At 48.3% G+C, this 22,211-nt stretch carries 7 protein-coding genes; 4 read left to right on the plus strand and 3 right to left on the minus strand.

The window, feature by feature from the left end; genetic code table 11:
• Positions 1–32: 32 nt before the first annotated feature.
• A complete protein-coding gene (locus tag HP568_RS15505; protein WP_173629531.1) occupies positions 33–14,339 on the plus strand; it encodes an SDR family NAD(P)-dependent oxidoreductase in 14,307 nt (4,768 codons plus the stop codon).
• 148 nt (positions 14,340–14,487) lie between these two features.
• Here the strand turns inward: HP568_RS15505 and HP568_RS15510 are convergent, their stop codons facing one another.
• The 3 genes from HP568_RS15510 to HP568_RS15520 form a co-directional block, all read right to left on the minus strand.
• Entirely contained in the window at positions 14,488–15,207 is a 720-nt protein-coding gene (locus HP568_RS15510; protein WP_173629532.1) for a hypothetical protein, read from the minus strand.
• A 77-nt stretch (positions 15,208–15,284) separates the two neighbouring features.
• On the minus strand, positions 15,285–15,908 hold the full coding sequence (locus HP568_RS15515) for a DUF2306 domain-containing protein (protein WP_173629533.1): 624 nt from the start codon (positions 15,906–15,908) through the stop codon (positions 15,285–15,287).
• 252 nt (positions 15,909–16,160) lie between these two features.
• Positions 16,161–17,750 carry a hypothetical protein gene (locus tag HP568_RS15520; RefSeq protein ID WP_254551256.1) on the minus strand — a complete coding sequence of 530 codons (1,590 nt, stop codon included), beginning with the start codon at positions 17,748–17,750 and terminating at the stop codon, positions 16,161–16,163.
• A 702-nt stretch (positions 17,751–18,452) separates the two neighbouring features.
• Between HP568_RS15520 and brnQ the strand changes: the two genes are divergently transcribed.
• The 3 genes from brnQ (at position 18,453) to HP568_RS15535 (ending at position 22,152) form a co-directional block, all read left to right on the plus strand.
• A complete protein-coding gene (gene brnQ, locus HP568_RS15525; RefSeq protein WP_173629534.1) occupies positions 18,453–19,799 on the plus strand; it encodes a branched-chain amino acid transport system II carrier protein in 1,347 nt (448 codons plus the stop codon).
• Positions 19,796–20,137 carry a hypothetical protein gene (locus HP568_RS15530; RefSeq protein ID WP_173629535.1) on the plus strand — a complete coding sequence of 114 codons (342 nt, stop codon included), beginning with the start codon at positions 19,796–19,798 and terminating at the stop codon, positions 20,135–20,137. The genes brnQ and HP568_RS15530 overlap by 4 nt, the downstream gene beginning before the upstream one ends.
• A gap of 422 nt (positions 20,138–20,559) precedes the next feature.
• Positions 20,560–22,152 (plus strand): sensor domain-containing diguanylate cyclase, encoded by a 1,593-nt coding sequence (locus HP568_RS15535; RefSeq protein WP_173629536.1) that lies wholly within the window; start codon positions 20,560–20,562, stop codon positions 22,150–22,152.
• Positions 22,153–22,211 lie beyond the last annotated feature (59 nt).

Below are 22,211 nucleotides of genomic sequence, written 5' to 3' on the forward strand. Positions count from 1 at the left end.
TTAGGGGTAGTGCATTCAAGGGGGACTATTTCATGAAAGAACAATTTTTATTAAGCGGCGATCATCCGATCCTGAGCAACCATAAAGTCTTTGGTCAGGAACTGCTGCCTGGTCCGGCTTATGTCGACTTGATCTACCAAGCATTTCGGGATAACGGGTACGATTGGAGAGAGCTGGAGCTTTGCCATGTATCGATCTATCATCCCTTGGCGGTGGGTCACGATTACGAGGTGCTGATCGATATTGTTGTGGAAGAGAAGGAAGCGGGATGCTGGAGCATTGTTGTAGAAGGCCGCGAATCGCGGGATGGAGCCGTCAGCCCGGAGGCGAAACGATATGCCGATGCCCAAATGCGGAAGATTCAACCCGTTCCATTTGATAAGACGATCAATCTCGGGCAAGCCATAAATCAGGCGGAAGCTTCCGTCGATCTGGAGGAGGCCTATGCGCAGTTTCGTGCGCTGGGCCTCATCCATACCGGCATGATGAAAGCGGAAGGGTATACCTTCCAAACCTCAACAGGCGTGCTCATTGAGCTTGCATTGGATCGCAATTCGCGCGACAGCGCCGAAGACGTGCTGTTTCATCCCACCTTGTTAGATGCTAGTTGTGTAGGTGCCTCGCTATTGCTTCGAGCGCTTGTCGGGGAAGAGCAACAATTGTTTCTGCCCTTATATTTTGAGTCCTTTCGTGCGGAGCAGCTCATTCAAGAGCGCTGCTATACACAGGTTCTCACTCCCAGTGTTCAACGAAAGAACGAATTGCTCAGCATGACGCTAGAGCTATTCGACAGTAAGGGCTGCAAAGTAGCAGAAATGAAAAACTACACGATGAAGCTGGTGAGGGCGGCATCCGGGATCAGTTCATCTGCCGTCTCGGGAGATGGGGATGACCCGTCCGTCACAGAACCGGCGCCGGCTCCAGTCAAACAGGGGCATGCTCTCAGCGGGGAGCGCACTCCAACCGTTCAGGCGGCCGCTTTTCTGGCTGGCATCTTGGCTGAGCGCTTGGATATGGCTGAAGCGGATCTCGATCCGAACGCGGGCTATTATGAGATGGGAATGGATTCCTCAGGCTTGCTGGAGATGGTTAAGAGAATTGAAGCGAAGGTAGGCGCAGCGCTTCCGCCTACGCTGCTTTTTGAATATACGACGATTGCAGTTTTATCCGTTTACTTGGCCGAACAGTACGCTTCGGCATTTGCGGATGAAAGCTTCGCACCAGTACCGGGCGATGGAATCAATGCCCCCCGATCGCACCTTGATGAACATCCGGACAACAGGAAGAAACCTGCGGATTCCAGCAACCGCTCAGAAGCATCAACATCGCAAGAAGAGGATATTGCCATCATCGGAATGTCAGGCCGTTTTCCAGGGGCAAGCGATCTACGCGAGTTTTGGCAAAATTTGAAGGACGGTAAAGACTGCATCAGCGAAATTCCCCCTTCACGATGGGATTGGAAACAGTTTGAAAACTTAAAGTCTCCTTCGGGCAAAGGGGTTTCCAGATGGGGCGGCTTCATTGACGACCCCGATTGCTTTGATGCGCCGTTCTTTCGCATATCGCCTCGCGAAGCGGAAATCATAGACCCGCAGGAGCGGATTTTTCTTGAAACATGCTGGGAGGCCATTGAAGATGCTGGATACCGTCCGTCCAGCCTCGTAACGCCAAGAGGACCGAACAAACGGAACCTTGTCGGCGTGTTCGCTGGTGTTATGCATAAGGATTATGCACTACTCGGGGCGGAGCTTATGGCGCAAGGCTTGCTATTCCCGCTTTCTTTGAGTCACTCGTACGTGGCGAACCGGGTTTCCTACTCGCTTAATTTCCATGGCCCCAGTCTGGCAGTCGATACGCTGTGCTCCGCATCTCTGACAGCTGTCCACATGGCGGTAGAGAGCATCCGGCGTGGAGAATGTGAAGCTGCAATTGCGGGCGGTGTCAACTTGACGCTTCATCCTGGCAAATATAAAACGTTCGGCATGGCCAACATGCATTCGAGCGACGGTTATTGCCGTACGTTCGGTAAAGACGGCGACGGGTTTACATCCGGAGAAGGGATTGGCGCGGTCGTACTAAAACCGCTAAGTGCCGCCGTCAAGGATGGCGATCAGATATATGCCGTTATCAAAGGCAGTTCAATCAACCATGTGGGTGCGGTTAGCGGCATTACGGTGCCCAGTCCGGTTGCACAAGCTGAATTGATTGAAGACTGCCTGAATAAGGTTAATATTCATCCGAGAACGATCAGTTATTTGGAAGCACACGGCACAGGCACGTCGCTCGGCGATCCCATCGAAATCCAAGGACTGGTGAAAGCATATTCCCGCTACACGGATGACCGTCAATATTGCGCTATCGGTTCAGTCAAATCCAACGTCGGTCACGGCGAGTCCGCTGCCGGGGTTTGCGGGTTGATTAAGGTTGCGCTGCAGATGCATCATAAAACGTTAGTGCCGTCGTTGCATTCCGCCGAAACGAATCCTTATATCGATTTTGAGCAATCGCCATTCTACATCCAGAGGCAGTTAGAGCAATGGGAGCAGCCTCGGGTGACCGAAGCAGGAAAGGAAACGGTATACCCGAGGAGGGCAGGGATCAGCTCCTTTGGCGCCTATGGCTCAAATGCGCATATCATTTTGGAGGAATGGGTGCCGCAGCCTTCTTCCGCGAGCGGCGAGCCGTCTGCCGTCATTGTGCCGTTATCGGCCAAAAATGAAGATCGCTTGAAAGCGTATGCGGATCGGTTAGCGCGGTTCCTTGCGGATGAGGCTGGATGCGTGGCTAGCGTTAAGGAAATGGAATCACAGAGCGGGCTGGAAGCCAATATTCTGCGAATGGTTTCAACTGTTCTGAAGGTGGATGAACAAGACATCGATTTCGATCAAGACTGGTCGGAATACGGCATGGAAACGGCACACCTGTCTGCTGTCCGGGATGAGCTGCTGCGGGAATATGAAATCGAGACCGACAGCATCGATTGGTATGAGATTCGATCGATCTCTGATGCCGCCGAATCGCTGCATCTGATTCTGAATCGGAATCGTCATGCGGAAGGCGGGGCGTCTCAGGAGATGAGCTTGTCGTCCATTGCGTATACGCTTCAGACCGGACGCGAAGCAATGGAAGAGCGGGTTGTCTTTCTAGTCAGCAGCATCCGGGAACTGGTCGAGAAATTGAAAGCATATGCGGATGGTAAACCTTCCGTTCCGAACTGCTGGAAAGGTCAGCTGAAGAAAAAGTCCAGCGTGTCGGCGGATGTGGCGAAGGCTGACGACCGTTGGTTTACAGAAGGAAAGATGGCTGAAATCGCACAGTCTTGGGCTCAGGGCAGCGATATCGAATGGGGACGGCTTTACCGTACCGATAAACCGAGAAAAATGCATCTTCCGGCCTATCCCTTTGCGAAAAACAGATACTGGCTGCCGGTTGCGCCGAAACCGCAGGACAGCCTGCCATCAGCGGTACAGCAAGTAGGAAGCACAGCCAAAGCGGCAAGCCCGACCTCGCCTCAGGGAGAAAGCTCAGCCGTAATTCAGGCTTCGAACCGGAACGCGGAGAATGACGCTAACCAACGTATCGTGGAAGCTGACACAGGTACCGGTTCGCAGGATATGCTGAGGCAGTTTACTCCGGTGTGGGATACGTTCGCCGTTGAGCCGGAAGGCGACTATTTCCCTGCCGTAACGGAACGGATCGCTGTATTTGGTCTCTGCAACGAACGTTTCGCGCAAATTCAAGCCCTATATCCGGGTTCCGTACATTTTGGTAATGACGAAGACGTGTCCGTGGCTGATATCAAGCGGAAGATTTCCGGCTTTGAGGATATCGGACATTTTATATGGGTAGTTCGTGATCCTGCTGCTATAGACGGCGGTGTAGACGATGCGCTGATTACTGCTCACAATCAGACTACGCTTAGCTGCTTCCGGTTTATTCAATCGTTGCTGCAATCTGGCTACGGTTCAAGGTCGGTCGGCCTCACGGTCATCACGACCCAGGCCCAAGCGGTATCCAAGAAAGACAGCATAAAACCGGCACAGGCAGGCGTTCACGGACTGATCGGTTCGCTTGCTAAAGAATATCCAAACTGGATGATTCGTCTCATCGACTTGGAGTCGGATTCGAAATGGCCGGTGTCCGAGATGTTCCGGATCCCTGCAGACCGGAGGGGCGGGGCTGCCGTATACAGAGGGCGTGAGTGGCACCGTATGCAGTTGATTCCAACTATTCTTCCCGCTCCGAAAGCGCCAGTGTACCGGAATGGAGGCGTATATGTCGTCATCGGCGGAGCTGGCGGGATCGGCATGGTATGGTCGGAGTATATGATTCGTACCTATCAAGCGCAAATCGTGTGGATTGGTCGCAGCCCGATGAATGACGCTATTCGAACCAAAATTCACAGTCTTTCAGATCGTGGTCCCGAGATTCGTTATTGGAGTGCAGACGCATCGGACATCCATTCGCTCTCGCAGGCTTATGCCGAGATTAAGCAGCGCTTTGGCTCTGTAAACGGCGTCGTCCATTCGGCAATGGTATTAAACGAGTACAGCTTGGCTGAAATGGATGAGGTTGCTTTTCAAGCTGCGCTCTCCGCTAAAGTTGACGTGAGCGTCAGGATGGCGCAGGTATTTCGCGAGGAACGGCTAGATTTCGTACTGTTCTTCTCATCGCTCATCAGCCTTATTAAGAATCCGCAGCAGGCTCACTATGCCGCCGGTTGTGTCTTTAAGGATGCTCTCGCGCACTTGTTGGCACAGCAGTGGTCTTGCAGCGTGAAAGTGCTGAACTGGGGATTCTGGTCAAGCGACAAGGTCGAGGATACGGAAAAATACCGGCTGCTGCAGGAGCTTGGAATTGGGCTAATCGAGCCGAAGGAAGCGATGCAGGCGATTGAGAGAGTGCTTGCCCAGCCGCAATTGCAGCTGGCTGTTATGAAAACGACGAAGCAGATCCCCGTCGAAAGCATGAATCCCAAAGAAGAAATGAAGGCTCTAGCTGCAGGACAGCGGTCAGCTGAAGCAGGCCGAAGTCTGCCTGCCGCCTCTGAGCGACCCGATATCGGACAGATGAAGCGTGAGAACGCGGAGAAGACGGATGAGATGAACGGACTTCTTGGCAGGCTGTTGTTCGTGCAGCTTCGGCAAACGGGGGTATTCGCTTCCGGAACGTTCGATCTGAAACAGGCAATGGCTGCTGCAGGAATCGCCGAAGAAATGTATGCCGAATGGCTAAGTCAGAGCGTTGCTATTCTCGTAGAGCAAGGGCTACTGTCCCGTAGAGGCCAGCTTCTGTCGGTTACGGTCACGGCAAACACCGATCACGGGGCGGTATGGGAGCAGTGGGGGCAGCATACCGCTAAATGGCGGGAGGACGAGAAAACAAGAGCGCAAATCGTATTGGTGGAAACAACGCTGAAGTCCTTGCCTGCTGTCCTTACAGGGAAATCTGCAGCGACAGACGTGCTCTTTCCGAACTCGTCAATGGAACTTGTCGAGGGGATTTACAAGAGCAATCCGGTAGCTGATTATTTCAACGATGTAGTGGCCGAGGCAGCCCTGCATGTTGTCAGACAGCGTGTACAGGAAAATCCGAAGGCGCAAATTCGTATTCTGGAAATCGGCGCGGGTACAGGCGGTACGTCTGCGGGCGTGCTTGCCAAGCTAGCTCTCTATAAGACCCATATTGCGGAATACTGCTATACCGATCTATCCAAAATGTTTCTGCTCCATGCGCAGAAGGAATACGGCCCTAGCTATCCGTTCCTGACGTACCGCACGTTCAACGTAGAGCAAGCTCTTGCGCAGCAAGGCGTTGATGCTGGTCAGTATGATCTTGTCATAGCCGCGAACGTCCTTCATGCTACGCGTAACATGCGGACGACGGTTCGCAACGCGAAAGCAGCATTGAAGCCCGGAGGATGGCTGCTATTAAATGAAATTAGCAGCGGTGCCCTATTTACCCATCTTACGTTCGGGCTGCTGGAAGGCTGGTGGCTGTATGACGATCCCGGCATTCGGATTCCGGGCAGTCCAGCGCTCTCACCTGAAAGCTGGCAGCAACTGCTTGAGAGAGAAGGCTTCAGTGCGATCGGCTTCCTGGCCCAGGATCATCACGACCTGGGACAGCAAATCGTTGCGGCACAAAGCGATGGAATCATCAGACAGCCTAGATGGGAACAACGGAAAGGAATAAGCGCTCAGCAGTCTGCAAGTCAATCCGTTTCCACATTGACGAAAGAGCGGAATGATGCAGCACATACGGATTCCAGAAGGGAAATCGAAGACAGCTTATTTGCCTTGAATGAGCAGATGCTCCAGGATGAAATCAAATCGTTGATTGCCTCCCAGTTGGCGGAAACGCTGAAGCTGGATGCGTCATCGCTCGATATGGATGACTCTTTCGCAGACTACGGGCTTGATTCCATTTCCGGCGTGCATATCGTCAATACGCTTAACGAACGTTTGCAGATTGAGATGAAGACAACCATTCTTTTTGACTACAGCTCGATCAATCAACTGGCCGGGTATTTGCTGTCTGCGCATAAAGAGGCTGTTGTGTCCGCATTTAGCGACCGACTCGCTGTCGTTTACGAGCAAGGTTCAATTCCTCTTGAAAGGGAGGAGCAGGCTGTCCATTTCGAATCCTTGCAAACGAAGGCGTCCGCGCAGCCGGCCGAGGCCGCTGCATCCGTTCGGGCTACGGAAGCAGCAGTTAAAGAGCCCATCGCCATAATCGGAATGAGTGGCCGCTTTGCCAAATCGAACACGCTGGATGAATTGTGGGAGCATTTGGCGCAAGGTCATGATCTTGTTGAAGAAGTTACCCGGTGGGATCTGTCGAAGTATGCACCCAAAGGCAAGCCTTACTGCAATCACGGCAGCTTCTTGGATGAGATCGATAAGTTCGATCCGTCCTTCTTTAATATTTCCGGACTCGAGGCTACCTATATGGATCCGCAGCAGCGCATGTTCCTGGAGGAATCATGGAAGGCGCTGGAGGATTCGGGTTATGCGGGCCAGAGCGTAGAGGGTCGTGCCTGCGGCGTGTATGTCGGCTACAATATTGGCGACTATGTGCACCATATCGGAGACAACTCGCCTCCGCAAGCGATGTGGGGGAATGCTCCATCCATTATTCCCGCAAGAATCGCCTATTATTTAAATCTTCAGGGGCCTGCCGTTACGGTTGATACCGCCTGCTCCAGCTCGCTTGTATCCATCCATCTTGCCTGCCAAGGCTTATGGACCGGAGAGACCGAAATGGCACTGGCAGGGGGCGTGTTTGTCCAAACGACGCCAACGTTTTATATCAATTCCAACCGGGCCGGCATGCTGTCTCCTTCGGGCAAATGTCACACGTTCGATAATCGGGCAGACGGCTTTGTACCTGGCGAAGGGGTCGGTGTCGTCGTTCTGAAGCGGCTGAAGGATGCCATTGCCGACGGCGACCATATCCACGGGGTTATTAAGGGTTCGGGCATTAACCAGGACGGGACGACAAACGGCATTACCGCTCCAAGCGCCAATTCGCAGGAACGGCTGGAAAAGTCCGTCTATGATCGTTTCGCCATTCATCCGGAGCAGATTCAAATGGTGGAGGCGCATGGCACCGGAACCCGTCTCGGCGATCCGATTGAGTTCGAAGCATTGAACAGTGCCTTCAGCCATTACACGGATAAAAAGCAGTTCTGCGCGATTGGAACCATAAAAACAAATATTGGTCATACAACCGCAGCTGCAGGTGTCGCGAGCGTTTTCAAAATTTTACTATCGCTGCGAAACCAGCAAATCCCGCCTTCCCTGCATTATGAGACGGGCAATGCGCACATCAAGTTTTCCAGCAGCCCGTTCTATGTCAATACGGAGATTAAAGATTGGGCGGTTCCACCGGGTTCAAGGCGGATTGCAGCCACCAGCTCCTTCGGCTTCAGCGGCACTAATGCGCATATGGTCATTGAGGAGGCTCCGGATACTTTGCGTATGCATGCATCGAGGCCGTTTTATCTCATTACGCTGTCAGCCCGCAGCCGGGAACAGCTAAAGCAGCAAGCTGAGAGGCTGTTGGAGCATTGCCAGCGGGTACCTGACATTGATGCGGGAAACATCAGCTATACACTGCTGGTTGGACGTCGTCACATGAATCACCGGTTGGCTTGTATCGTCAAAGACGCAGAAGAGCTAAAACAACTGCTCTCCAACTGGCTATCCCGCGGTAAAATGGCGCAGGTGTACGTATCCGAGTTAGCGGAAAACGACGTTCGCGAGCAGCAATCGTTAAAGCGATTTGGCAATGCCGCGATCGAGAGCTGCCAAACGTGCATGAATCCAGGCTTGTATCTGGAGCATCTGTCCACGGCAGCCGAATTGTATGTTCAAGGCTATGCGCTGAATTACAGCCAACTGTTTGCTGGCGACTCCTATTCGCGTGTTCCGCTTCCGACGTATCCGTTTGCCAAAGAGCGTTACTGGGTTTCGGATAATGACTATCCGCCGCAGGACCCACAAAGACGCGAACCGATGAAAGCGTCTAGCGAATCTTTGCCTCTGAACCTTCAGCGCACTTCGTTGAAGGACAGCTCAGGTCTATTGTTTCAAACGGTTCTGACGGGGACGGAGTTTTTCTTGACAGATCATTCAGTCCGAGGGCGAAAGGTGCTACCCGCCGTCGCCTATCTGGAGATGGCGCGGGCGGCTGTGACGGCAGCATGCGAAAAAGGATCAGGTACGCCAACATCACCCGTCTTGCTGCGGCATATCGGATGGGTGCAGCCAATCGTCGTGGAAGATCGTTCCGTCACGGTGAACATTCATCTGCAGCGTAATTCCGAAGCGGACTTCTTCTTCGAAATTTATACGGAAGCATCGGGGCATCCGGAGGGAAGAACGGTTCATTGTCAAGGAACAGCGGCATTAGACGAATCCGTTCAAGTGCCACATATCGAATTGCTCGAAGAACTTCAGGCTAGATGTGACGTCGGACTCATCACCGGCGCCCAATGTTATGACATGCTTGGCCGGCTGGACATGGATTACGGACCCGGCCATCGTGCTATTGACCGAATCCAAGTCGGTAAAGGCGAGCTGCTGGGTCGTTTGGAAATTGCGGCTTCCGCCTTGTCCACACTGGAGCATTATGTGCTTCATCCGGGCATGATTGATTCGGCGCTGCAAGCATCAATCGGAATGGCCGCATTACCTTTAGATTCGGAAGGAAGAACTGGCTCGGAAGCAGCATTAAGGCCGGGACTTCCTTATGCACTGGACCGTTTGGTGATTTTGGGTCCAAGTACAGCGGTCATGTGGGCATGGATTCGAAGAAGCTCCGGAAGCACCGCAACAGGGGCGATTCAAAAGCTTGATATCGACATCTATGATGAGCATGGAAAACACTGCGCGATACTGCAAGGCCTCTCTTCGCGTCAATTAGAAGCGGAAGTGGAAGTGGCTATGACTATGGAAGAAGACGCTCCGCTGCTATGGAATCCGGCATGGGCCGAACGCAATGATAAAGACCGAAGTGAAGCGCGCATAATCACCCGTCGGTATATGTATCTGCTGGAAGAAAACCAAAGCATGAACGCGCAGTTGGCCCGAGCATTCCCTGAGGCGGTGTGCAAAGTGCTGAAAGCAGAAGGGCAGGTAATCGAGGAACGGTATGTCGGCTATGCGGAGCAGCTCATGGTTGACATTCAGAAGATCTTAAAAGACAAGCTTGGTGGTCAGTCGTTGATCCAGTTGCTGATTCCTGCTTCCGGCGAGCAGCAGATGTACGCCGGTTTAGCCGGTATGTTGAAGACGGCGCATCTGGAGAATCCGAATGTATGGTGCCAGTTAATCGAATTCGATGCGGGCGTCTCATCCGAGCAGCTTCTTTCCTTTTTAGAGATTGACGGCCGTCATCCATCGGTCAGCCATATTCGCTATGAAGGAAACCGGCGGTATGAAGCGGTAATCGAAGGCCTGAATGCATCGGACGTTGCGGTGGACGCGCCGTGGAAGGACAGAGGCGTCTACCTCATAACCGGCGGTGCCGGAGGACTTGGATTGATCTTCGCACAGGATATCGCTAGGAAATCCCGTGAAGCGGCAATCATTCTAACCGGAAGGTCAGAGCTTGACCGTAATCGTCAGTCCCAATTGGAAATGATTCGGGAGTTAGGTGCACACGTGGAGTATCATACCGCAGATGTCCGTAAGGAATCGGACATGGCGGCACTGATGAGTGGAATTGTAGCTCGACATGGCCGATTGAACGGCATCCTTCATGCTGCAGGCATGAAGAAGGATAGCTTCCTGATCCATAAAACAACAGACGATTTGATTGCTGTCTTGGGACCTAAAGTGGATGGACTCATAGCATTGGACAAAGCAACAAGCGGGCTGGAGCTCGACTTCTTTGTTCTGTTTTCCTCGCTTTCCGGATGCCTCGGAAACTATGGGCAGGCGGATTATGCAGCAGCAAACGGGTTTATGGATGCCTTCGCCGCTTATCGGAATGAGCTGGTAGCGGCCGGCCATCGGCAAGGACATACGCTTTCAGTGAATTGGCCGCTGTGGCAGGAAGGCGGGATGACCGTCGATCCCGCAACGGAAGCGATGATGGAGCAGCGCTCGGGAATGAAAGCGATACAGAGCCAGCAGGGCATTCAAGCGCTTTACGCAGCGCTGGCAAGTGGGAAGCACCAAGTTGCGGTGATGAACATGGCTTTGGGCACACCGACGCTCATGGAAGAGTTGGTGACAGCGCAGCAAGCTCCTGCGGCCGAGTGGCAGTCAGATAGAGAGAACCGGCTCGGACCAGACGAGCTGTATGAGAGAACGATGCACTACTTAAGGGAGAGCCTGTCATCCTATATACGCATTCCTCTACATCGCATGGATGCCAAGACCTCCTTCAGCAAGTTTGGCATTGACTCGATTATGGCGATGCAGCTTACGGCACAGCTTGAGAACGAATTAGGCTCGCTGCCGAAAACTTTGTTCTTCGAGTATGAAACTATACAAGCGCTGTGTGAATATCTTATCGGTCATTATGAGCCTAAGCTCCGTCGGGTGCTTGCGCCCGAGCTTACGCAAGTGATACCAAAGGCAGCTTCACCAGTCATAGCGGCTGCTCATTTATCCGTTACGCCGGCTCCAGTGGCGACAAAACCAGCGTTAAAGCAAGCAACGCTGATCCGCGAGGAGATATCCGAGCGTCAACCTGCGTCCGATATCGCGATCATCGGATTGTCGGGCCGCTATCCGGGAGCGGAGGATTTAGACCAGTTCTGGGACAATCTGAAGAGCGGGAAGGATTGTATTGAAGAAATACCCGCTGTTCGTTGGCAAAGCGGCAAGTATTATAATCCTGAGAAAGGCAAGCCAGGCAAGAGCTACTGTCAATGGGGCGGGTTTCTAAAAGATATCGATCAATTCGATCCGATCTTTTTCCAGCTCTCACCCCTGGAAGCGTCTTATATAAGCCCGCAAGAGCGGCTGTTTCTCGAGTCCGTATGGAACACGCTGGAGCAAGCGGGTTATACAAGCCAGACGCTTGAGCACGAGTACGGCAGCAAGGTCGGCGTGTATGCCGGCTGCATGTACAATCATTATCATTTGCTAAATAACGACCCGGCGAAGGAGCCGCTTTTTGCTCTGTCCTCGTATAGCTCCATCGCCAACCGGGTGTCCCATTTCTTTAATTTCAAAGGTCCGAGCATCGCTGTCGATACGATGTGCTCTTCTTCGGCGGTCGCGATCCATATGGCATGCGAAAGCTTGCGGAAAGGTGAATGCGAGCTGGCAATCGCCGGAGGCGTCAATCTTTCGCTTCATCCGCAAAAGTATGTCGGCTTAAGCATGTCGCGTTTGGCTGGCAGTCATCCTGGAAGCAGAAGCTTCGCGGACGGGGACGGTTATTTGCCATCGGAAGGAGTTGGTTCGGTCCTATTAAAACCGCTGGTCAAAGCCATCGAGGATGGTGACTCCATTTTAGCGGTGATTAAATCAACCGCGGTCAATCATGGCGGACAGACAAACGGCTACGGAGCGCCAAATCCAAATGCACAAGCTCAACTGATGGAAGAAAGCATGCGCCAGGCCGACATAAAACCAGAGTCGATCAGCTATATTGAGTGTGCGGCTAACGGGTCATCCATCGGCGATGCAGTTGAAATGGCGGCGATGAACAAGGTGTACCGCAGTCATTCCGGTATGAAGCGTGCTCTGCCGATTGGGTCCGTCAAATCCAACATCGGGCATGGGGAAGCTGCCTCGGGCATCGCCCAATTAACAAAAGTCGTTCTTCAGTTAAAGCATCGGCAGCTTGTTCCGACACTCGGCTCGGACACAGCCTTGAATCCGAGTTTACGCCTTGAGGAAACGAATTTCCGTATTCAGCGGCATTTAGAGGACTGGCAGCAGACGGAAAATGAAGCGCCACATGGCGGGAAATTCCCACTTCGCGCGGCGATCAGCTCCTTTGGTGCCGGCGGTACGAATGCTCATCTGATTGTCGAGGAATATGTGCAGCCTGCTGAAGAACCATCTGTACAGGAAACTGGAAATCAATTATTGATCCTCTCGGCCAAAAGCCGGGAACGTCTGAAGGAAGCCGTATACCATGTACGTCAGTATGTGAAGCGGAACGAGGAGCTTTCGCTGGACGATCTGGCCTATACGCTGCAGGTCGGTCGTGAATCCATGGACTTCCGTCTTGCTGTCACTGCGAGCAGCAGGGAAGAATTGATGGCCGCGCTCTCGTACTATCTGGATGATACCGGCAGTTCGGAGCTTCGGAACTTCGGGTTATACGAAGGAAATGCGGGAGGACCTCCGGATGATATGCTCAGGCTCCTTTCTGGTAAGAATGGCCAGCTGTATTTGAAGCACTTGATGGATGAACTTGATGTCGAGAAGCTTGCCATCTACTGGTCAAAGGGCGGCGATATGGACTGGAGGGAATTGTATCGCAGCCGAAGAAAGGGGAGAATCGTACCATTGCTCACTTACCCGTTCGTCAAGCAGCGCTGCTGGCTTGAAATCCAACCGGAAGCGGGCTTAGAGCGGACGGAAGCTGAGATGGGCAAGAACGATGAGATGAGCGCACAAAAGGCTCAGCTTGCCATGAACGGGAATGATGCAAAGACAATCGTCTTAAACAGCGTCGCTCTACTTCTTGGCATGATGCCGACAGAGATTCAAACGGACAAGCGATTGATGTATTACGGATTGAGTTCGCTTCATCTCGCGCAATTGCTTGCAGGCCTGCAGAAAGTGGCTGCTCCGTCGATGGAGCTCCCCGATCTGTTGACTTGTGAAACGATTCAAGACTTGATCGACAAGGTGCAAGCGAACTTCCCGCCGGAAATCGATGATCTTCATGTTGACGGCTCTTTTTTGGAGGAGAACTTCAATCAGCAGATCATTCGGCTCAATTCAATTACGGATGGAAGGCCGGTATTTTGGATTCATGGCGCATCCGGAAGCGTGGAAGTATATCGTTTTTTGGCGGCGTATGCGAAAAGACCGTTCTACGGTATCCAATCGTTCAGCGGTACCGGCGATGAAGCACCTGAGGGCATAGTGGCTATTGCTTCACACTATGTCCGACTCATCAAAGCGATTCAGCCGGAGGGCCCTTATGATCTTGGCGGATATTCGCTCGGCGGTATGTTGGCTTACGAAATGACGCGTCAGCTGCAGGAAGCGGGTGAGACTGTATCGTCTTTGGTTATGCTGGATACGATGTTTAGCCCTGAGGTCCAGAGGACGACCCTCGATCAGAATTCTATAGCCCTGCAAACCGTTAACATGGCGTTGGCAGCCGTCCATGGCATTGCCTCGACCGATGAGAAAGGTCTTCTCATCCATAGGGATGAGATTGACTGCGACAACGGATTCGATGTATTTTTTGAACGTCTAACCGAGCTAGCCGAGCATAGAGGTCTGGATATTCCTAAGCGGCTGCTGGAGAAGCAATTTGAGCGTCAGTTTTCCATGCAGCAGAGCTACAGATTGATAGACTATAAGCTTCTGCCTTTGCCTCGGCCAGATGAGGTAACCTGCTATTACTTCCGAAACCAGAGTGGGGTGTTCATGGGATCATGGGAACCTTATTTAACGGCTAAAGAAGGGGCCGTTCCGTTCGACCATCTGCCTTACTGGGAGGAATGGGTTCGACAGATCCCGCAGGCGTACGTGATGGACGTTGAAGCTTCGACACATATGACAATGCTCGAGGATGAAGCCGCAAGGCAAACGATTTACGCGTTCTGCGAGAAACTTTATGGAAAGCGGCCACTTTCGGCACGTTTTTTTCAATCCTTTTATAAGCAGCACGCGATGTTCGTATAATACACTGAGAAAAGCGAGGTACGCAGATGCGTATCTCGCTTTTTTTGTTTCGGCAAGCCAAAATTTCCCACGGTGACTGTAACAAGATGGCGAACTTACGAAGAGAAATGGCAGGATAGTTTATGAGGATTCGGGGCGAACCGTATCATTATATAGTGGTAATACGTAATGTAACTTCTTTCGCTTTACTCTCTTTTTGCTGCCATTGCTTAAGTGTTTCAAACGAATAGTCGGTCAGATCTGGTATGGTTATCTTTAATGTTGTGTCATTCTCCCAATGTAACGAAAGTATTGGGATACTAAAATCTGTAGACGTTACCTTATTGACCATATCGCTAGCGTCATCAAGCTCGGCTAGCGTTAAGGATTCTGTGTTTATAATCATTACACTATTTCGGACAACATCAGTACCTTCATTTTTTCCAAGCAAGATAGCGAGATTCTTTTCGTTTGGAGAAAAAGCATGATCAGAGAAGGTGCTTCCAGAGTGTAAAGGGACGGATTTAATCTCATCATTTTTAATCTGAACGAATGAATGGTTGCAAAGTTTTGTTCCACAACTGTATTGAAAATCACCATATATAATCCGGGAATTCGAAGTGAAGGCTGTAGCTTGTATTCGTTCTATCTCGGTTGCTCGATCACTTTGATCGAATTGTTCAAGGTATTTATAAATGGAGTCAACCTTTTGAATCGGGATTGAGTATTCTTTTGAATTTAATGAAAACGTTAATCGTCCTGCTTCTTTCTGCACGTTTTGTACCTGGGTACCATTGGAGTTAGAAGAAATATTGCGTGACGAATCACTACAACCAATTGTAAGCACAGTCATGGACAGCGCAATAATCAAACCAACTATTTTTTGCATATTTTTCTCCTTTTAGGCTGTACTATTTATTGTTTTTTCCTCTTTTAAATATGACAATGTGGAGGGACTAAGCAAGCCTATTTTTTCAATATAGCCCACTCGACAATCACAAAATTGAGAATAAGCCCAGCCCAAATGTTTACATTCAATACCTCATCAATGACGGTTTCCATACCATGAGGAAGAGAAAAACCGTGTAGAATAAAGTACAGAAGGAGTAATACTGGCACCAACAGACGCGCGCTTACGGCAACTAATGTCATTCCAAAACTGCGGATCATCCATTTTCGGTGTTCCTCATATTGCCTGTTGATGGCGGTACGATACCCTTTCCAGCAAGTGAACAGCCAAGCCAAAGATAAGATCAGGAAGCTTGTTGCCTTCATGAAATCTTCTGCATAAAAGATACTCGCTAAAGAGAGGAGTCCGCTGATAAACACACTATACACATAAACTCTCCCAAGAAAACGGTGTATTTTTGGTTTCTTCAGGCGAATTCGGTCGACAAACTGGAAAAAACCAGTGAGAAGAGCAATAAAAGCAGACACGATATGAGCAACTAATAAAGGATACTGAACAGTGCCGGGAATAATCGTTATGCGACTGTTTGCAGGGTCTAATGTTAAATAGGGAAACATAAATGGAAGGATAACCACTAGCGATACAAGAAATAATCCCCACCAAATTTTAGGGAGTTTCATGACTTCTTCCCCCCAAATAGTTTCACACGAGGAGGGGGAAGGGGAATCTTCTCATTCGTCTCAAGCACGCAAAACCGCTCCCATCTGAATAATTTGTCTTACCCCCATCCTAAACGCAAGTTCAAAACAAACCCTAAACGATTTCTAAAAAAAGGATAAAATCTGAACGTCATCGCAGCTTATGTATACGTTGCATAAAAAAACAAAGACCAACATAGTAAATATCGCCGGTCTTTGACTCATAATCAGCTATTAATTGGGCTCTAACACAAAGTAATAGGGTTTGGAGAGAAGATTGTGCAAATGATCGCGTACTTCCACGTTAGGCAATCGGTTTAATGAATCGCTAATTTCTTGTTTCATGTCCGCGTACTGGCTTTCATGCTGGTCTTCCGGGTCCACTTTTTGTTTCTCCTCGTGAATTACTTTAGCTAAACGCTTTGCAATCTCAAGTAGCTCTTGATTGGTCTCATCGTGACTAGGTTCATTCGCATTTGCTAAATATCCGCGCATTTCTGCCAAACGAGACAGGGTATCACGCCAGTTCCATACTTGAATATTTTTTTCTCTTGTCTGAGAGCATATCTCCGTAAACGGATTTTTTGATAACAAATCCTTTAATGTACGCCATGAATCTGGTCGCATAGATTCTTCGAGTTTTTGCAGACAGTATGCATCAGGAGAGAGTAACTCTACCACTTCACGAAACGCTGGAATCGAGTTTCGTTGATAGCTTTTGATTCCCCACAAGCTATGTACCTGCAATGCCGTAGCAAATGACTTGCAGTAAGTATCGAGCTCTTCTAATCGTTCCTCATCTAGCTTATGACTAGCAAGAATCCTCGCTTTTACCTCATTATCTGGGATGTTTTCATTCGCTTCGCCTAATTGCATGCTTCTTTTGATGTACGTTCGAACCGTGTCTTTTGGTATCGATCTATCCTCTTGAGCACCAAGAATTCCAAAACGATAAGAGATAAAATCCTCGAATCCTTTACTACTTCCAAATCCATCATCAATGGCATGCAAATCTGGTTGGACTTCCATCATTTCTGCGAGCACCTGCTCCTCAAGTCCATAAATGCATGCTTCGATATGTGTCCAGTAGCTTCTACATTCGTCTTCGCTCCCCAGTACACGTTGATAGACGTCATGGAAGAAGAGGATATGAGCAATTTCGTGGAAGTAATTTTGAAAAGGAAACTTGATGTGATTTCCTTCCAAATATGATCCTGCATTTTGATAGATCCGTCCATGCTCTGGTCGAAATAATGTGGGGAGTGTCGAGTGTAAATCTAAGTATAATCCAATCCCTTCATTGTAACTATGTGCCCAAACAGCTAAATAGGTTGGGCTTAACAACAAAGCGATGGAGTGATTGGTAATTTGAACAGGCAAGTTGAAATAGCCGCCGTTTATTTGAGGCTGTAGGCTTAACCAGGTCATCCCAACTGCTAGAGCCTGATATAAAGGAAATTCACCATCCGCTGATGCTTCTCTACAATAACGTTGAAATTGAAGTATATCGCTTACAATTCCATGGTTCTTAAAACCGTAGTTCCCCTCGAATCTCTCAAGTCCCTCGACAAAATCCTCTGCTGATACCGTTAAAAATACGTTAATTCCATCCACCCAAAGATCGGAACCGATCTCTGATTCCAGCCATGCGTCTGTGTCCTCGGCAAGCTCTCTCAACTGATGATATCTATCCAACAAATGCGCTTGATTCATAAATTGCACCATCCCGTCATGTTTGCTTACTGCCTGGAAAGCGAGAACTTTATGCAAAAAATTCAAGAGCACACGAGGTGCTCTTGAACATTGATTACTTTTTACATGCAAGTGTCATAATTGGATGGAAAAGCAATTTCATTTCTTGAACGTTTTGATTGCTGGAAAGCTGTACTTTCACTACCTTTTTCATGAGAAATCCCGTCCTTTCAAATTTTATATACGGAGATAACGCATGCTTTTTTGGTTCTCTTACAAGCACACATCAACAACTACACGCCATTTCAGTGCTTTCATTTCTTGCACTTGTTTGTTCTTGTTCACTGCTACTTTTACGACTTTTTTCATGAGTTTACACCTCCCTTCTATAGAGATGGAATTATATGAGTTTACTCTCAACAAAAGGCTTAGTTGTAATTATAAGGAAAATTGACAATTCATTTCAAGTTAAGAAAAATAAATATTTTCTGAAATATAGAAGTTTCGTTGATGGCGGGTCGAATCTCCCTCTTCCAATACATACCTAAATGATGTGTGGTTTTTCCAGGGAAGGTACTTCCTGCTGCGATATTGGGGTGCTTGTAGTAAACTGTATCAGGGATGTAAGCTTGATTTTCGGCAACTTGGAGTAACTGAGCTCATAGCGATCGGAGTGTCGTACTCCTCTATATGTGGAAGAGAAAGATGAGTCGTATGTTTGAAAAGAGTGTTTATTTGGAGTATAGTATCAGAATGAATAAATGAAGGTTGTGTAAGTAACCATCTGAATGAACATTTATGAATGAGAGATAGAGAACAATTAGGAGGACTGTTGTGTCACAGAAAGCGCCAGTTTCTTTTGTAGTTACGATAGGATTCATGTTATTTGCTCTGTTTTTTGGAGCGGGTAATTTAATTTTTCCGCCAATGCTTGGCCAATTAGCAGGAACAAATGTATGGATAGCCAATGCGGGTTTTTTGGTTACAGGGGTTGGGTTGCCTTTGCTAGCCATCACAGCCTTTGTTTATTCGGGAAAGGACGACTTGCGCTCCTTAGCCAGTCGCGTGCATCCCGTATTCGGAATGATATTCACGATTATTTTATATCTAGCAATCGGTCCGTTTTTTGCGATACCTAGATCCGGCAATGTATCGTTTGATATTGGGGTAAAGCCTTTCCTATCAGAACAGGCAGGTTCGGCACCGCTGATTCTATTTACCATCCTGTTTTTCGCACTTGCCTGCTTTTTATCGCTCAACCCTATGAAAATTATCCATGTAGTCGGAAAAATCTTAACTCCAATTAAATTGACATTTATCGGAATTATTGTAGTAACAGCTATTCTTTATCCAATTGGAACCCTTCAAGCCCCGCTAGCAGATTACACATCCCATGTATTTTTCAAGGGTTTTCAAGAAGGGTATTTAACTTTGGATGCGCTTGTCGCTTTTGTTTTTGGAATGATCATCGTGAATGCGATTAAAGAAAAAGGGGTTACTGCCAAAAAACAAGTTTTGGCTGCGTGCGCAAAAGCAACAATGATAGCCGGCTTACTGCTCGCTCTTTTCTATACTGCCCTTTCCTTTATGGGTGCCTCTAGTGTAGAAAAGTTGGGCCACTTAGAAAATGGCGCGGAAGTTTTGGCGAAAGTTTCGAATTACTACTTTGGTTCATATGGTGCCATTTTATTGGGACTAATGATTACAGTGGCATGCTTGACTACAAGTGTAGGGCTTATTACCGCCTGCTCTTCTTTTTTTCATTCATTGTTTCCGAAGATCTCTTACAAAAAATTCGCGGTTATTTTGTCTGTTTTCAGTACACTCGTTGCTAACATTGGATTGACGCAACTCATTAAGGTCTCCGTTCCGATCTTAATGACCATGTACCCGATTGCGATCTCGTTACTTTTCTTGACGTTTCTGCACAACGCATTCAATGGCAGACCAGAAGTGTATCAAGGAAGTTTGCTTTTCACTTTTCTGATTAGTCTGTTTGATGGCTTAAAGGCTGCTGGACTCGAAAACAGTTTTGTCCATCATTATTTTACTCAGTACCTTCCACTGTATGACGTAGGTTTAGGCTGGCTGCTGCCTTCTCTTATAGGGGGGGGATGCGGATACATGATCAGTGTATTCCGGAAGAATGTGTACCACGTTCAAAAACAAAAGGAGGCATGAAAATAACTTTTCACATAGACTCATGGCACTTAGAAGATGCATTACAAACCCGTCTCTTACCATATAGGAGGCGGGTTTTTTTGTTCATTAGTAAGTGGATTAGTGTACACCATAGGGGAAAAATAGCAACGGGTGAAGGATTGGGTATTATTTATATAGGATGGGTTCTAGGTGATGATATAAGAATTCCAGTTAATTTACCTAATGATAAAGATAAAGTAATTATAGGCATATTAGAAAATGTTGAACAATCATGGAAACTACCAATAGTTGGGAAGGTATTTGGCGATACTGCAAATATATACAAATGGAAACTACGAGAAGAAAGGGTTTCATGAGTTTGTAAAAGCATATAATAGATTCAATGTTTTTCAAGTGAGTTTATGCGATCTCAAAACAAAAAAAGAAGTGTTTTTCACAGTGAATAATAATGTGAAAATAGAATATTACGATTTACTTTTAGTGAGTGATTAACATCATAAGGCTATGTTTCCTTTGAAATGAATAGTCCGTAAACTAGCATTAAATCCTTTCTGTAACTTACGGAAGCTATGAATTATGGATTTCAATCCCCCGACCGGCCTCTACCAAATACATTTACGATGCGAAACTACCACCTGACAAAGGTGGCTTTTTTATGTCCACAAGCCAAGAGTCGGCTGCTTGAACTTTCTTATATACTTGAAATGAATATTATCAAGTGTTAGACTATTTTTTATTTATTGATTATCGCTATATGCTAAATACAAGGGGGCATCCGATGCCTGTCTTACAAAAAAAAGCAAACCACTCAAAAAAGATTAGCCTGGTGGCACTATTAACAGGACTAGTCTCTTTATCTGTTGTTCTGACTGTTACCATCCTCCTTATTTCATTCTATCAATCCAAAAAACAGGCACTGATTCACACGACGTTGACCTTAAATCACACAAGTGCACTCAAAATGAGTCACACCATAGACGCTTTGATAAAATCCATGCGAAGTAGCTTACAGTATTCGGCGAGTATCTTTTCCGATATGCACGCGATGAATGCAAATGAAATACATGCGAAGCTTGAATTGATACGACGTACAAACAACTATTTTAATTCGATTACCGTGGTGGATGAAACCGGGTTAGTTCGAAGTGTGTCTCCCGAATCAATTGGTACAGAAGGGACATATTTGAGGACGACAGCGGCGAAAACGATCTTGGCAAAAAAAAAGCCTTATATTTCTGTACCATACATGACTGCAAATTCGAAACGTCTCGTTGTACTTATTAGCGAGCCTATTTTCGATAAGGACGGAATTTATCGTGGGTTTATCGGAGGAACCATTTATCTTCAAGAAGAGAACATTTTAAATACGATCCTTGGGAGCAACCCAACAGACGAGCTAGGTTCATCTTTCTACATCGTAGGTTCAAACGGTCATTTGTTGTTCCACCGTGATGCAAGTCGGATCGGAGAGGATATCAGTGCGAGTCCAGCCGTACGCAAGCTCCTTCAAGGTCAAAGTGGCTATGAACAGATCGTCAATTTGAGGGGGCAGACGGTATTAGCCGCTTACGTGAAGGTTGCTGAGAATGACTGGGGTGTCGTTGTCGGGTCACCCATCAGTGTTGTTTATGAACAAGTAAATCGTGATATTCAATGCGTTCTTTTGTATACGCTGCCTCCTTTTCTATTATTAATGTTAGTTGTAATTGGGCTAGCACGCAAAGTAGCAAGGCCTTTCGTATCCCTGGCCGATCTTGTGAGCAAGGCCGGTAGAGAAGAGGTTGAGTTCTCGGAAGGTAAACAGCATTGGAATCGAGAGGCTGACCTGTTAACGCGAGCCATTCGCTTTACATTAAACGATATCAAAAAACAGACAGATCAGTTGGCTCATGATGCGCGAACAGATCCGTTGACAGGGCTAGCAAACCGAAGAACGCTCGAGGAAACCATGCAAAAATGGATGATGGAGCAAATCTCCTTTTCTCTTATTATGATGGACCTTGATCGATTTAAATGTATTAATGACACATATGGTCATCAGTCTGGAGATGAGGTGTTGAAACATTTTGCGAAAATGATTTCTTCATCACTTCGGCCCGAAGATGTGAGCAGTCGCTTTGGCGGCGAGGAATTTGTTGTCCTTGTTTCCCATGCTGGCTTGGAGGAGGCCTATCAGGTTGCCGAACGAATACGCCATGCCTTAGAAACAAGGACAAATCCAATCGGGCAGCGGCTAACCGTGTCACAGGGTATTGCGCACTATCCTTCTCATGCTGATTCGGCTGAAGATCTGATACATATAGCTGACGAGGCCATGTACAGGGCGAAGAGATCGGGTAGGAACCAAACGATGATAGCAAAAGTGGAGTAATCTATGTTTGGAGCGAAGAGGCGAGAAATCGCTTCTTTCTTTTTTGAAAAAAATTCACT

Source organism: Brevibacillus sp. MS2.2 (assembly GCF_013284345.1).
Taxonomy (GTDB): domain Bacteria; phylum Bacillota; class Bacilli; order Brevibacillales; family Brevibacillaceae; genus Brevibacillus; species Brevibacillus brevis_C.